The sequence below is a fragment of the Psychrobacter sp. AOP7-B1-24 genome (genome assembly GCF_052376215.1).
In the GTDB taxonomy this organism is placed as follows: domain Bacteria; phylum Pseudomonadota; class Gammaproteobacteria; order Pseudomonadales; family Moraxellaceae; genus Psychrobacter.
On sequence record NZ_JBQSVL010000007.1, the window covers coordinates 73,275 to 87,511 of the forward strand.

10 protein-coding genes are annotated in these 14,237 nt (G+C 42.0%); 3 read left to right on the plus strand and 7 right to left on the minus strand.

What is annotated here, in order from left to right:
- Window positions 1-20 precede the first annotated feature (20 nt).
- Window positions 21-1,043, minus strand: a complete 1,023-nt coding sequence (locus tag ACT3QP_RS02930; protein ID WP_444524420.1) for a DUF1852 domain-containing protein — start codon at window positions 1,041-1,043, stop codon at window positions 21-23.
- Between the two features lie 435 nt (window positions 1,044-1,478).
- On the opposite strand from ACT3QP_RS02930, the gene ACT3QP_RS02935 reads away from it, so the two are divergent.
- Window positions 1,479-2,807 carry an esterase-like activity of phytase family protein gene (locus tag ACT3QP_RS02935; RefSeq protein ID WP_444524421.1) on the plus strand — a complete coding sequence of 443 codons (1,329 nt, stop codon included), beginning with the start codon at window positions 1,479-1,481 and terminating at the stop codon, window positions 2,805-2,807.
- Between the two features lie 394 nt (window positions 2,808-3,201).
- On the opposite strand, the gene ACT3QP_RS02940 is transcribed toward ACT3QP_RS02935, so the two are convergent.
- On the minus strand, window positions 3,202-5,379 hold the full coding sequence (locus tag ACT3QP_RS02940; RefSeq protein WP_444524422.1) for a heavy metal translocating P-type ATPase: 2,178 nt from the start codon (window positions 5,377-5,379) through the stop codon (window positions 3,202-3,204).
- A gap of 156 nt (window positions 5,380-5,535) precedes the next feature.
- Between ACT3QP_RS02940 and cadR the strand changes: the two genes are divergently transcribed.
- Window positions 5,536-5,949, plus strand: coding sequence for a Cd(II)/Pb(II)-responsive transcriptional regulator (gene cadR / locus ACT3QP_RS02945; RefSeq protein ID WP_444524423.1), 414 nt, complete (start codon window positions 5,536-5,538; stop codon window positions 5,947-5,949).
- A 57-nt stretch (window positions 5,950-6,006) separates the two neighbouring features.
- Here the strand turns inward: cadR and ACT3QP_RS02950 are convergent, their stop codons facing one another.
- Together ACT3QP_RS02950 and ACT3QP_RS02955 are read right to left on the minus strand one after the other, a co-directional pair.
- Window positions 6,007-6,552 (minus strand): rhodanese-like domain-containing protein, encoded by a 546-nt coding sequence (locus tag ACT3QP_RS02950; RefSeq protein ID WP_444524424.1) that lies wholly within the window; start codon window positions 6,550-6,552, stop codon window positions 6,007-6,009.
- Between the two features lie 191 nt (window positions 6,553-6,743).
- Window positions 6,744-7,436 (minus strand): peroxiredoxin, encoded by a 693-nt coding sequence (locus ACT3QP_RS02955; protein WP_444524425.1) that lies wholly within the window; start codon window positions 7,434-7,436, stop codon window positions 6,744-6,746.
- A 375-nt stretch (window positions 7,437-7,811) separates the two neighbouring features.
- Here ACT3QP_RS02955 and ACT3QP_RS02960 point away from each other — a divergent pair, with 375 nt between their 5' ends.
- Window positions 7,812-10,190: a TonB-dependent receptor gene (locus tag ACT3QP_RS02960; protein ID WP_444524426.1), complete on the plus strand. Its 2,379-nt coding sequence runs from the start codon at window positions 7,812-7,814 to the stop codon at window positions 10,188-10,190.
- Between the two features lie 109 nt (window positions 10,191-10,299).
- Here the strand turns inward: ACT3QP_RS02960 and ACT3QP_RS02965 are convergent, their stop codons facing one another.
- The 3 genes from ACT3QP_RS02965 to ACT3QP_RS02975 form a co-directional block, all read right to left on the minus strand.
- Window positions 10,300-12,138, minus strand: a complete 1,839-nt coding sequence (locus tag ACT3QP_RS02965) for an FAD-binding protein (RefSeq protein ID WP_444524427.1) — start codon at window positions 12,136-12,138, stop codon at window positions 10,300-10,302.
- 44 nt (window positions 12,139-12,182) lie between these two features.
- Window positions 12,183-12,398 (minus strand): 4Fe-4S dicluster domain-containing protein, encoded by a 216-nt coding sequence (locus ACT3QP_RS02970; protein ID WP_444524428.1) that lies wholly within the window; start codon window positions 12,396-12,398, stop codon window positions 12,183-12,185.
- Window positions 12,399-12,472: 74 nt separating this feature from the next.
- Complete coding sequence (locus ACT3QP_RS02975) at window positions 12,473-13,906, minus strand: ferredoxin reductase family protein (protein ID WP_444524429.1); 1,434 nt, start codon at window positions 13,904-13,906, stop codon at window positions 12,473-12,475.
- Between the last annotated feature and the right edge of the window lie 331 nt (window positions 13,907-14,237).

A 14,237-nucleotide genomic window follows, 5' to 3' on the forward strand; every position in this document is an offset into this window, starting at 1 on the left:
ATCTTCTCTAATTTGGACAGTTAAGCCGCATATTTATTATTGGTTTGTTTTTTATCCGCTTGGCTATCAACGGTATAGCTTGCCGCCCACTGCTCAAGAATCTCCTGATAAGGCTTGATAAACGTTTCTTCCGTAAACTTACCTTGTGTCACTGCCATTTGGCTGCGCTCTTCACGGTCATATACAATTTGCGTCAGTGAGTAATCTTGATACTTAAGGCTTGGTTGATACACCTGACTCGCTGTCGAGTTGGCATTGTAAATTTCAGGACGGTAGATTTTTTGGAACGTCTCCATCGTACTGATTGCGCTGATTAGCTCAAAATCATTGTAATCACTTAACAAATCACCGGCAAAATAAAACGCTAACGGCGCGACACTACCTACAGGCATGAAGTAACGAACGGTTAAGCCCATTTTGTGGAAATACTCATCGGTCAGTGAGTATTCATCTTGTCTATATTCAACCCCTAATACAGGGTGATGATTGGCTGTACGCTGATACGTCTTGCTGGTTGAAACACTGAGGCAAATCACTGGTTTTTTATTAAATTGTGCTTTGTATGCCTCTGAATTCAATAAGTCTTGAAACAACTTACCATGTAAGTCACCAAAGTTTCCTGGCACCGGCTCACCTGGTTTTTTATCAAAATGATCTAACAGTACGATACTAAAATCATAATCGCGTACATAAGAGGAAAAACTGTTGCCAATCATGCCCTCCATACGGGTGTTGTCTTTATGATCGGTAATCGTTGTTTTTAAGGTTTCAATAATAGGAAAATTATTGCCGCTGCCTTCGATATCCATGTTTACAGAAATAATATCCACGTCAACAGAATAGCGGTCTGCTGTTGGGTTGTCCCAATGCGCCAGTGCGTTAAAGCGATTGTTTATCATTCTTAATGTTCTGCGTAAGTTCTCTTCGCGATGTTCACCACGCGCCAAGTTTGCAAAATTAGTCGTCAGACGCGTGCTGTCTGCAGGTTGATAGTTTTCATCAAAACGAATGCTCGAAACTGAATAGGTAAACGGTGTACTCATGGTGATTGACTGCCTTAATCTGTTCTCAATATCTGAGATAAAACCAAATTTGTGTATGAGATGAATCATACCTAAATCAGAACATGAATAAAAACGATACAATTTAAACAAAAGATGAATTTAATTCATCTTATTAAGGTTCTTGGATAAAAAAGAAGTTAACTAACAGATATTTTGATGAGCTATTTGATGAACAACTACGCTTATATGTTTATCGCTGGAGCAAGCTTATAGACATAAACCTTCATAACCATATCTCTCTTTCATACTTTCATGAATCACCTTAAATAGCCTATTCAGCATGAGTATTAGTGTCATTAAATAGACATACTTTACAGCCATAATTCAGTCTTCCTCATTAACTATCAACAATAATAAATTGAAAAATTGGAGTAGAGAATGTACGTGATAAAGGCTAATTTGTTGAGAATAAGTATGGCTATCATCGCGACCGCCAGTATCAGTCAGTTAGCAATAGCAGCGGATGCTTATCCTGCCGAATTGGTCTCACATGCCCTACTACCGTCTCAAACATTTATCTCGGCTCCGAGTGATGCACCTAAAGATTTGCAAGTCAGTGGTAAATACACTACTGGGAAATTGATTGAAAAACTTGGCAGTGTAGAAGGTAAGTCGGCAGGTCGTCCCACAGGTATCAAACTGCCATTTCCGGGACAACCTGTACAAGGACATTCTGGTATTCAATACATGCCTGATGGCAGTTATTGGATACTGACGGACAATGGTTTTGGTAGTAAAGCCAACTCGCCAGATGCCATGTTATTCATGCGTCAGTATAAAATTGATTGGGATAAAGGCGTTTTTGAACCTATAAAGACTATTTTTTTTAACGATCAGAATAAAGTGATATCTCACCGAATTACGCAGCAAGACAGTGACCGTCGCTATCTAACAGGGTCTGATTTTGATCCTGAAAGCTTTCAGATTATTAATGGGGATATTTGGGTGGGTGAAGAGTTTGGCCCATGGTTACTAAGATTCGATAGCGAAGGCACACTTAAGACCATGTATGACACAAAAGTAGATGGGAAAACAGTATATTCTCCAGACCATCCTACATTACAACTACCAAGCAAACCTGATGATAAATTACCGCTATACGATATCAAGCGCTCTAAAGGTTTTGAAGGCATGGCATCTGCACCAGATGGACGTTATTTATATCCAATGTTAGAAGGCCCTGTTTATAACCACAAACGTCAACAATATGATTCAGTCGATGGTCATGACTTCTTACGTATCTTGCAGTTTGATACCAAGCGTAATGCCTATACTGATAAGAGTTGGAAATACGTACTTGATGATAACGAACATGCGATCGGAGATTTTAATATGATCGATGATACTTATGGTTTGATTATTGAACGAGATAATTTAGAAGGTGTCAGTGATAAAGCTTGTCAAAAACCAGCTGTAGATACAAGTAAATGCTTTGACAAACCAGCAGTATTCAAACGTATATATAAAGTCAAATTAGACCCTAAAAGTGAGATCGCTGAAAAGGTCGCCTACATTGATTTGATGGCCATTAAAGACACCAAGGGCGCGGCTAAAAAATCTTTAGTAGATGATAAATTTGTATTTCCATTTTTTACTATTGAAAATGTAGACATCGTCGATGAAAGCCACATCGTGGTCGGTAATGATAACAACCTGCCTTTTTCCTCTAGCCGAGACCCAAATCGAGCAGATGATAATGAGTTGTTGTTATTAGAGATCAAAGATTTTTTGAAAGCCAAATAAATTGTCATTAGGGCTTAGGGTCTGTTGAACATTCAAACGAGAAGTTAGAAAGGCTTTAGCTATTAAACGCCAAAATAAACCCCTGTTATTTTCAATATTAGCAGGGGTTTGTTGTCTATTAAAAAGAGCTATAATCTAGGCCGTGTCCTCATTTCAAAAATGGAGATAAAAATAAGATAAATTGCCGTCAAACGAGAAGAATAGTGTAGATAATATCGAGATATTGACCAGCTATTTGACGATGTTTGGCAAGATTTAGCCATTTTTAGCCCAGTTAGATGACTATCGCTTGAATTGAGGACATGCCTTAAATACTCTCAGCTCACACATTGAATTTACCCGTCAAAGTAACTCCTTTCAAGCATCCTCAACGAAACTCAAGCGACTAGCGTATTTACCTTTTTTTAGTCTTATCTCTCAACGTTTTCGGCCCTTTGAAGCCAAGCAATCGCAACGCATTCAGTGTGACCAGAATGGTTGCGCCAGTGTCCGCTATGACAGCGATCCATAGACCAGTCATACCCAGTACGGTAGTGATGAGAAAAACACCTTTTAGACCCAGCGCAAAAATCACGTTTTGATGAATATTAGACATGGTTGCTCGCGACAGTGCGACTAGATGAGCGACATCGGTCACACGGCTTTTTAATAAGGCGACATCGGCTGTTTCGATGGCCACATCAGTACCACCACCCATTGCGATGCCGATATCTGCGGTGGCGAGCGCTGGAGCATCATTGATACCATCGCCCACCATCGCTATTTGGGTATTGTCCCTCATCTCGTTTAGCAGGCGTAACTTGTCTTCTGGCCGCAGCTCGGCTTTCCATTCTATGTCTAAGTTGCTAGCGAGTGCCTGCGCAGTGCGATGATTATCACCTGTGAGCATGATAGAGCGTATACCCATTGCTTTAAGCTGTACCACCCCTTCTTGCGCATCCTCTCGCAACTCATCTCGTAGCGCGACCAATCCAAGGACTTCACCGCTTTGCTCATCAAACAGAACCGAGACCGTCTTGCCTTCATTCTGTAGCGACTCAATGTGTGCTTGTTGTTTGGGCGACAGCAACGCGACATCAGCAGCATAAACAGGCGAACCAATGGTTAGAGACTGCTCTGCGACCGTAGCATGCACCGCTTTACCAGCAGTCGCATAGGCATTGGTGGGCGCAGGTACAGCAACTTGATTGACTTTCGCATACTCGACGATAGCTTTGGCAAGTGGATGATTAGAGCCAGACTCTACACTAGCAAAGAGCGCCAATACCTCATGTTTAGATTGAGAAACCATATCCTCTTGTATAAAAGAAACAACGTCGGTAACACAGGGCTTGCCTTCGGTTAAGGTACCAGTCTTGTCAAAAGCAACTGTGCTCACACGACCAATCGCTTCTAAGGCGCTACCACCTTTGATCAGCAAGCCACGACGCGCAGCGACTGCTAGACCAGAGGCAACAGCGGCTGGGGTTGACAAGACCAAAGCGCACGGGCAAGCAATGAGCAAGAGTGCCAAGCCACGATACAGCCAAGTGGCCCACTCGCCGCCTAGGGCTAACGGTGGAATAATAATAACCAATAAGGCAATCGCCATCACTGCGGGTGTGTAGTATCGACTGAATTTTTCGATAAAACGCGCAGTCGGCGCTTTGGAAGCCTGCGCCTGCTCTACCAGCTCAATAATGCGTGCAATCGTGTTGTCCGCTGCTGTTTTCTGTACACGTACGTGTAGCGCGCCATCTATGTTAATTGACCCTGCAAACACATCATCACCTACCATTTTAGCAACTGGTACAGACTCGCCTGTTACTGGTGAATCATCAAGGCTAGACGTACCTTGCTCGATGATACCATCGGCAGACACTCTATCACCAGGGCGCACGAGTACGAGGTCATTTACCTGCAACGATGAAGCCGAAACGTCACGCTGCTCACCATTTTTATCAAGTAATACTGCCGTTTTTGGCACCAGTGATGACAGAGCTCTAATACCAGCACGTGCGCGATCAGCAGCCACGCTTTCTAATAGCTCACCAATCGAAAATAAAAACACAACCGCAGCAGCCTCTTCCGCTTCCCCAATAATAAGCGCGCCAATGGCAGCAACAGACATCAGCATTTCAATCGAAAAAGGCGAACCTGACATCGCTAGCGCAAAGGCTTTTCGGGAAAATGGATACACACCAGCAATCACCGCTACCGCGAACACCCATATTTCATAATCTGGAAACAGTAATGCGAGTGCATATGCGACAACCATCAAAATACCAAGAACAACCACTTGCTTGCCTTTTAGAGTTTGCCACCAATGCGATCGTAGTGCCTCTGATGAATCATCACCACCCGTATTTGAGGCGATTGATGAATCTGTATAGTCAGATATACCAAAGCCAAGTCGTTTGATGGTTTTTTCGATATCACTGAGTTGAGTGGTCGAATCAGCCGCCAACGTCAATGATAACTTTTCCGTCGCAAAGCTCAGCTCTATATCGTCAACACCCGGCATACGGGTGAGCGCCTTTTCAATCTTGCTAACACAGCCAGCACAGTCCATACCTTCAATATGATATTTCATAATAATTTATCCTGCCTTAGGGCATTTTTTAATAAATATATTATGAACCCTATAGTAGCTTTAGAGTCAAGGCTGTTTGTATCTAACCTGAGAAAGTTGATTTATTTACGATCAGACCTCATAGTTACTTTAAGGTTATAGATAAGAGAAGTTACGATGGCAATCAAAATTGGAGAACTCGCTAAACGAACAGGTGCCACAGTAGAGACCATTCGGTATTACGAAAAGGAAGGTTTATTGCCGGAGCCATCTCGTAGCGCAGGTAATTATCGCTTATACCGCGAAGACCATGTCGAACGCCTACAGTTTATTATGCATTGCCGGACGCTAGACATGACATTGAATGAGGTGCAAACACTACTTGGGTACTGGGATGAACCTGATAAAGACTGTGCAGATGTAGACCATTTGTTGGATGATCATATTCATGCTGTCGAGATACGCATGCAAGAGCTGGCACAGTTAAAGCAGCATCTAACTGTTTTACGGCAAAAGTGCATTGGCAATACATCAACGGTATCGTGTGGAATTTTACAAACTCTTGCGGATAACTCTTGTCATCAGTCGTAATATTACTCAGGTGTGTCGTCATTCTAAAAAACACACCTTTATCATTCCTAGCAAAGCTTATGGCTTATTGATTTTGTCAGTATTAATCTTTGACGACCAAGGTAAATCTGAGCTTTGCCAACCATTCACCACACGAAACCCTTTCATATTACCTTCTTTTACCGTACTACCCTGAAAGCCATGGTCAATATATTTAACATTTGAAAACCCTTGCGATAATAGATAATCAGCACTGGGCTTGCCTCGCGCAGAGCCAGATCGGCACATAGTCACAATAAGTGCATCATTACCCAGACCTTTGGCTTTTAATGCTTTTTTTACATCAGAGGCAAAGTTTGGATTGCTCTGCATGGCAAAACTGCCTTTACTTTCATTAAACTGAGTACGATCCACGAGCTTAAAAGGAATATTAATATCCACGGCATCTGTAAAACCGATAAACATGATTTCTACTGGATCACGCACATCAATAAACAACAGCTCGTCCGGAGCTTCTTGTACGAGATTCCAAACCTCCTGTGGTGGCACAGATAGCGCATCTTCCGCACTTGCATAGGAAGTCAATCCAAACAGAATGAATAATGACAATATAATCGTTTTCATTTTTTCTCCTTGGAGCGATAAAATTTTTGAGATTAGAATGTTCAAGACGATCATCAGTATCAGTAGTCGATAACATAAATAGAAATCGTAAAAAACGGTGGAGGCTTAAAAAGGTAAAAAATTAGGCGTATTGAATCATCAACACGCCTATATTTACTCAATATCCACTATCAAAATAACGCTCACGTCTATTAGAGTGTTTTTTTACTAAAATACCAGTCCGTATAGTCATAACCTTCGTCCACACGACTTTCGGCTTCTGTAGCGGTACGTGGTGGTGGTACGATAACAGGATCCCCTGCTTGCCAATTCTCTGGGGTAGCGATATTGTTTTCATCACTGGTTTGTAGCGCCTCAAGCAAGCGCAAGAATTCATCAACAGAGCGGCCATTACTCATTGGATAGTAGATCATTGCCCGCAATACACCTTCAGGATCAATAATAAAGGTGGCTCGTACGGCCGAGGTATCACTAGCACCAGGCTGAATCATGCCATAAGACTTGGCAACCTGCATCGATAAATCAGCAATAATAGGAAAGGTGATCTCTACACCAAAATTTTCTTTGATATTACGCATCCAAGCAATATGCGAATGTACACTATCAATAGATAGTCCTAATAACTCACAGTTTTTGGCACGAAAATCTGCCGCTTTAGTAGCAAATGCCATAAATTCAGTGGTACATACAGGGGTAAAATCCGCAGGATGAGAAAATAGTACTAACCATTTACCTTTATAGTCAGCCAATGACTTCATACCATCAGTCGTTAACGCTGTAAAATCAGGTGCTGGCTGGTTCAATTGAGGAAAAGCTGGCGCACTAACTGTTGCTGTATCATTATGGCACGAATGATTTTCACATGAATGTTGACGGTTTCTCATATCAATCTTTCCTTATTGTTGGTTGATAGTAATGTATTAACTATAGCACATTAATATATATATAAACATTATATAAATAAACATTATTAATTTTTTGAATACTTAGTGCGCGAGCTTTTGAACTGTATCGAACCACTATCATATAAAAAATCAGTACTGATAATATTGAAATGATAACCAACTATTTGATGGTTTTTAGACCATTAAAACGGCTATGACTGGATTGAGAATACAAAACCTGATACAAAACAAATAAGTATAGAAACAAAAACCATTATCATTTACAATACTATTCACAATTTTAGTGTCCCTAGCATCTCTATCTCAGCATAACCAATACCGATATTTGCCCAACCAACTAAATGAAGTGAAACTATGAAAAGTCGTCATCAACTTGCTTTATCCGTTTTGACTCTTTGTATCAGTCAACAGTTATACGCTCAAACCAATATCAACGACAGCACTGACAATATTGTTGATGCGCCAGAAGTGTCAGCCTCAAGCGCAACTTCTGCTGAAGAACCAAGCGTTACTTTGGATGCCATCACAGTGACTGCAAACGCTCGAACCGGTACGGCACTGGCGCAAAAAATTAGCGAAATGCCTGCTGTCACTCAAGTGCTTACTGAACAAGAGATTCAGGTACAGGCCACAGGTGATCGTACTACTGGTGACATATTGGCACAGCTGATTCCGAGCTTAGGTACCAGCAGCGGCTCAACTAGTAACTACGGCACCACTATGCATGGCCGCCCAGTACAGTTTTTACTCAACGGCGTACCCTTAAGCAGCTCACGCAGCCTCTCACGAGAACTGAACAGTATTGATCCTGCTCAGCTTGAACGAGTAGAAGTATTATCTGGTGCTACTAGTATTTATGGTGCTGGTGCAGCTGGCGGTCTAATAAACCTAGTGACCAAATCAGATGTGGGCTATGGTCCTATCAGACAAACCCGATTAGGCATTAGTAGCAGTCGAAACTTTGATTCTGAATCGTTGGGTTATAGCGTTGGGCAAACCTTAGGTTATGGTGGCGAGCGAGTATATGGACGCTTAGACGTGGATTACGGTAGTACCGGTGGCAAATTCGATAGCCATGGTGACCGTGTCAGTCCAGATGTCAACCAAACGGACCAACAAGATACCGAGTCTTTAAGCGTGAACGCCAGCTTAGGTATGGAACTGACTGATACTCAACGTCTTGATCTTGCAGTCACTTACTATAATGATGAGCAAGATACTGACTACGGTCCAGATTATGGTGATGGTTTAGCAGTATTATTTGGCGCGACACCTTCGTTAAACGCTATAGATGGTGCCGATATTGAAGATCAACCATACACCACAAAGACATCGGCCAACTTAAGCTATAACGACGATGACTTTTTAGGCTCGAACTTAAATGTGACCGGTTATTATAGAGATGAAAAAGGCCGTTTCTACCCTTCTGCCAAGAGCGCAGCAACCCAAGCAGCTGAAGTATGGCAAGACAATGGTCTAACTGATCAAAGTACAGTAGACCAGCTTAGCAGTGCTGCAGTGTTTGTGACTCAGTCAGAAGCTGACATCGAAGTCATGGGCTTGCGAGCAGCGATGCAAACAGAGACTGAACTTGCTGGCAAAGACGTACTACTGAGCTACGGCGCTGATTTCGAACGCGAAAATAGTGAGCAAACGTATTATGGTCAAGATCTAAATGTGTTTCTTGCTAGTAATGGCTTGACCGCCCAAACCAACGGGCTTACCTACAACGGTGGGCCAGATACTACTATTGATAAATTGGGTGCTTTTGTCAATGCAGACATAGATATAACCGACAAGTGGCATACCAGTGCGGGCGTGCGTTACCAAAACCTGAAATCGGAGACTGATGCCTTTACGCCCATCTATGAGCAACTGCTCGAAGAATATTTTAATAACCCTGCTATCAGTGGCGTAAGCAATGCTTATGGCATCGACTATCAAGCAGGCGACGTAGAAAAAGGTAATACCGAACATGACAAAGTCCTATTCAATCTTGGTACCAGCTATCAACTAACACCGAACGATCAGATTTTTGCTAATTTTTCACAAGGGTTCACGACAGCAGATATCCAACGTGCGCTGCGTGATGTGCGTGCAGGTTATGTGGTTAATTCAGACAATGTTCAGCCGATTACAACCAATAACTACGAGTTTGGTTGGCAAGGCAAACATGGCGATACCGCAGCGCGTTTGAGCGGTTTTTATAATGAGTCAGATAAAGTTGTACGTTTCACCGATAGCTATACTGTAGAAGTCGTCGATACTGATGAGCGCGTCTACGGCGTAGAAGGCTCATTGACCCACGATCTCAACGATAAATGGCAAGTGGGCGGGACTGTCGCTTACACCCGTGGTCAATATAACAAAGATGGCGACTGGTTGGAACTCGATGCCGTGCGCCTAACCCCATTGAAAGGTACTGCGTTTGCTCAATACAACTTTGATGGAGGCAGTAACTTACGTCTACAAGCATTAGCAATAGGTGGCAGCGACACAGCCTATAAAGACCAACAAAACGATCCAGATTCTAGCGCTTTACCTGTCACGGGCTATATGACGCTTGACGTATTAGGTCAAGTTAAAATGCCAGTAGGCCGAATGGATTACGGTGTTTATAACGTGCTTAATAAAGACTACCTAACGGTCTATCATCAAACTACTTATTCAGACATGAATCGTCTGCCGGCTTCTGGCACTACTTATGGTCTAAGCTATACGATTGATTATTAATAACTGTCTAAAAACAATCAGTTAAAACAGAACGGCCCTAGATAAAAAGTCTAGGGCCGCTCTTATTTTGATCATAAAACTTTGGTAGTAGCACTGTCTCGACTAACACTTAAGCAGGAAATTTTGGCCACATTGTAAAAGGCTGTTTTTCAAACTGCATCTCACCATCACTACCTTTAAAAATATTAATCCACACATCCCAATTCTCTCTATCCATATCAGGATAATCTAACCGATAATGGCTACAACGGCTCTCTTTACGCATGATAGAAGCTTTCAACTTCATCTCTGCGGTAACAATCATATTATGGGTTTCGTGTGCAATACGTAGTTTATGCAAATCCTCAGCCATCAGCATTGGACTATGATGATCTCTTAACTCTTCGATATAAGCCAATGCCGCTTGTAACATACGCTCTTTTTTGATGTACAGGACAAAGTTTGGAATCATGATGCCTTGCAGCACCTGCGTTACCCACGCAGGACTATAACCACGATCTCGCAACAGTGGTGCTAATACTTGCTGTTTATTTTTCTCTCGATTGGTTTTGCTGATAGGAATCTGGGTTAGGGTCAAACTTTTTTTCGCAGCAGCTTCACCTGCTATCGCGCCTTGTACTGCTGAGCCTGCTACAGAAGAGCCTACTTGAGTGTAGATACCTCCTGACATATATGACCCTAGTGCATCACCCGCCGCATATAACCCTTCAATGGTACTAAGCCCTGTTTCATCAATAGGCACCAGTCCTTCTGATTTATGAATCGCCATACCAGCCGTAGAGCCCCCTACGGATTCACCACCCATGCCAGGCGGCGCACCTTCGCGACCTGGGCCTTTATCACTAAACAAGCTTGCTAATATAGAACCATTTTCTTTTGGTGGCATTTCCATCTCAAGGTTCTTGAACTGCTCTGGTACGGCAGGGCCGCCATTAACTTTTATTGACTCTGAAGCGCCTGGCGGTCCCATCGAGATAGGCCCTCCTAATTGATATGCTTGATAATTTAAATCTACCCCTAAGTCGTGACGCACACCCACACCAGTTATCTGAACCGTCTCTTCAATCTGTCCATGCCAGTTGTCATAGCATGAGCCTGAGTTTACTGCAGAGCCAGGGTGTCCATCATTCCACTCTTTACCTGTCACCTTGGCTCCGATGTCATAAGCCATAATGCTACCGTCATGAGTCAAGTCACATAGCGGAAAACCACTCGACTTAAAACCACCGGAGCCGGTACACAACACCACTGTTTTGGCATTGAAATGCAAGACTTCAAGCTTATCTAAGCTAAAACCTGAGGCGCCGACTACTCTACCATTTTGCTTAGTTAGTTGCGTAATCATGACTCGCTCAAATATAGGGATTTTGCGCTCCATAATGGGTCTCATAAATGAGTCATTACACAACGGTGAATCAAAAAACCCCCATTGTTTAAGCTCCTGTACTCTGTCATACGAGTGCTCAGCCAATTGACGAGTAAAGACTGGATTATTAGTATTATAAGCTGACTCAGAAACTTGTTTTACAAAGTCATCAATACTGACATCACTATTGTTTTTATCGTAACTAAAAATGCCCTTAGCAAATGGTGTCAATCCAGAGCTACCTACTCGACCTTTAGAAACGATAGCTACTTTTGCGCCTGCATCATGGGCTTTTACTGCAGCAAATAGCCCTGCCATACCGCCGCCAATCACCAATACATCCATGACATAGTTGTCTGAGCGAAAATCTGCTTCTTCTATCGTACGATTGTTCTCTTGTGGTGGGCTGCTAAATAAATCTCCACCAAACTTATAAGCACTGACTGCAACGCCTACACCTACGCCGGTAGCACCTAAAAACGCCCGTCGAGATAGACCTTGTTTTTTAGATGTTTCAGACAATGTTGAAGATACTGTTTCAGCCGGAGTTGCTTGGGTTTTATCATCATGTTGATTGTTCATTATCCAGTTCCTCTTATATTACACCTATCATTATTTATAGAGTGCTATCGCCAAGACACCATCACAGGTATGCTTTTTTCTGGTGTGATAGTAATGGCACCAACCGGACAATATAGGCGACATAAATGACAAATTTGGCAGTCTTCAGGATACATAATGACCGCTTTTTTGGTTTTTTCATCGAGTTGAATAACATCCGTCGGACAACTTTTAATACATGATTCACAACCAATACACCCTGAAATTTGATGAATAGGCATAATGATTCTCCTTATTATTATTTTTTGGCTACATGAGCTTATTTAATGCGCTCAGCTATTAGAATCGCTGATAACTAAAAGACAAACTTTTCATAATGAATATGAGCGCTACTCATACCAAGCTTGTTAAGATTGGCTTGTACGCTATCCATCATTGCTTGTGGACCGCATAGATACACAGCCCACTCGTCAAGGATTAAGCGATTATCCGTCACTAGCACTTGAGTGAGCACTGTCTTATCAATAACCCCTTGATATATCTCTGTACTATGAATCACCTCTTCACACACCAAGATTAATTTAAAATCCATAAGGATTGTCTGAAAAGTACGAAGCTCATCAAGTAATACCATTTGTTGCCATTGCTTATTACCATAAACTAAGCGTATAGGACGAGTATCGCCACTAGCAACCAACTGCCGTAGCAAACTTAGCATGGGTGCAAGACCTGCTCCACCAGCTATCAAAGTAATCCCACGCGCTTTACGACTTTCATCTAGCGTCATCTGTCCAAAAGGACCATCTACATATACCATTTGCCCAACTTCTAGACTGCCTAGCTGATGAGTATAATCGCCAAGCTCACGGATAATAAAAGACATATTAGGCAAATCAGAACGGCAGGAAGCAATAGAAAATGGATGTGTGTCTAGATCGTATGCTGAGTGATGACTATTAATCCAAACAAACTGCCCTGCATCAAAACTAAATTCTTTTGCTGTATTACTGTCTGTATTTAGCGTTAACATCCAATCACTACTGCTCACCTTTTTCACTGATTGCACCGTAAAAGCAGTATTTTTTATGGCGCTAGGTTTAAATGCAAAGTCATAAATAACACCCGCAATAGCAAAAGTGCACAGCACCCAAAACACCACGTTAAATGCATCTTCAAACTGCCCATGACTACCCACAGAAGTGACATGCACTGTCGCTAAAAATGCAATGATCACAAAACCCAAGCTATGTATAAACCGCCATGTTTCATAGCGCATAGGTAGCTTATTTTTAAAGATGGACATCAACACCCATACCACAAACAATACCCATGCAATCAATCCCGTCAGCATCTCAGAGGCCATAATAACGGTCAATACAGATCGCCAACCATCTGCCGTAGATAGCTGTAGTTTTGGTGCGATAATGAGAAAAGGATGTAAGAAAAAAATACCACCAATCCAATAACCAATGGTTTTATGCTTGGCGATGGCCCAATCAATATTTTTGAATAAAGGTGTGTTTTTAAGCCTACCAGCCAATGGAAATTGAAGATAAAACGCTGCAATACCAGTTAAATTTAAAAGGATGACTAGGTTGACATACCAACCCTTGTCATCCATAGGTAACGCAAATGAAGCAAGGTATAAAACAACCAATAATAAGCCATAGATTACGGTCAACCTTGCTCTTCTTGACAGGTTTGATAAGGTGCTAAACTGAGTAAATAATTTATTATAAAGCGTAGAATAACGTTGAGACTGCGTGGTTTTAGGAGAAGTTAAATTCATAATTAGTGATCCCTATTACCTGCTGCTGTTAACTTTGAACTCATGACTAGCTGGGTACTAGACAGTGGCAGATTTCTTGCTTTCGGTTTACTAATTATAGTAATAGGCAGTATCAAAAGGGATTAAGAAAATTTAAGAAAGGTTACATCTCTTGCATTGGCAGTTGGTGCATGTCATTATTTAGCTACTGAGGCTTAAAGTGAATAAAATGGCAGTGAGACAAAGAAAAGAAATGCTCGCCGTACATATGACTATAAAAATAGAACAACTGAATGCGAAAAAATAATGCAAGCGAGAGTGATACTATCATCTCTTTGTAAAGCCATAAATC

Bases quoted from the DNA above. Each gene is read 5' to 3' on its own strand.
- ACT3QP_RS02930 (WP_444524420.1), bottom strand. From the start codon at position 1,043: ATGAGTACACCGTTTACCTATTCAGTTTCGAGCATTCGTTTTGATGAA.
- ACT3QP_RS02935 (WP_444524421.1), top strand. From the start codon at position 1,479: ATGGCTATCATCGCGACCGCCAGTATCAGTCAGTTAGCAATAGCAGCG.
- ACT3QP_RS02940 (WP_444524422.1), bottom strand. From the start codon at position 5,379: ATGAAATATCATATTGAAGGTATGGACTGTGCTGGCTGTGTTAGCAAG.
- cadR (WP_444524423.1), top strand. From the start codon at position 5,536: ATGGCAATCAAAATTGGAGAACTCGCTAAACGAACAGGTGCCACAGTA.
- ACT3QP_RS02950 (WP_444524424.1), bottom strand. From the start codon at position 6,552: ATGAAAACGATTATATTGTCATTATTCATTCTGTTTGGATTGACTTCC.
- ACT3QP_RS02955 (WP_444524425.1), bottom strand. From the start codon at position 7,436: ATGAGAAACCGTCAACATTCATGTGAAAATCATTCGTGCCATAATGAT.
- ACT3QP_RS02960 (WP_444524426.1), top strand. From the start codon at position 7,812: ATGAAAAGTCGTCATCAACTTGCTTTATCCGTTTTGACTCTTTGTATC.
- ACT3QP_RS02965 (WP_444524427.1), bottom strand. From the start codon at position 12,138: ATGAACAATCAACATGATGATAAAACCCAAGCAACTCCGGCTGAAACA.
- ACT3QP_RS02970 (WP_444524428.1), bottom strand. From the start codon at position 12,398: ATGCCTATTCATCAAATTTCAGGGTGTATTGGTTGTGAATCATGTATT.
- ACT3QP_RS02975 (WP_444524429.1), bottom strand. From the start codon at position 13,906: ATGAATTTAACTTCTCCTAAAACCACGCAGTCTCAACGTTATTCTACG.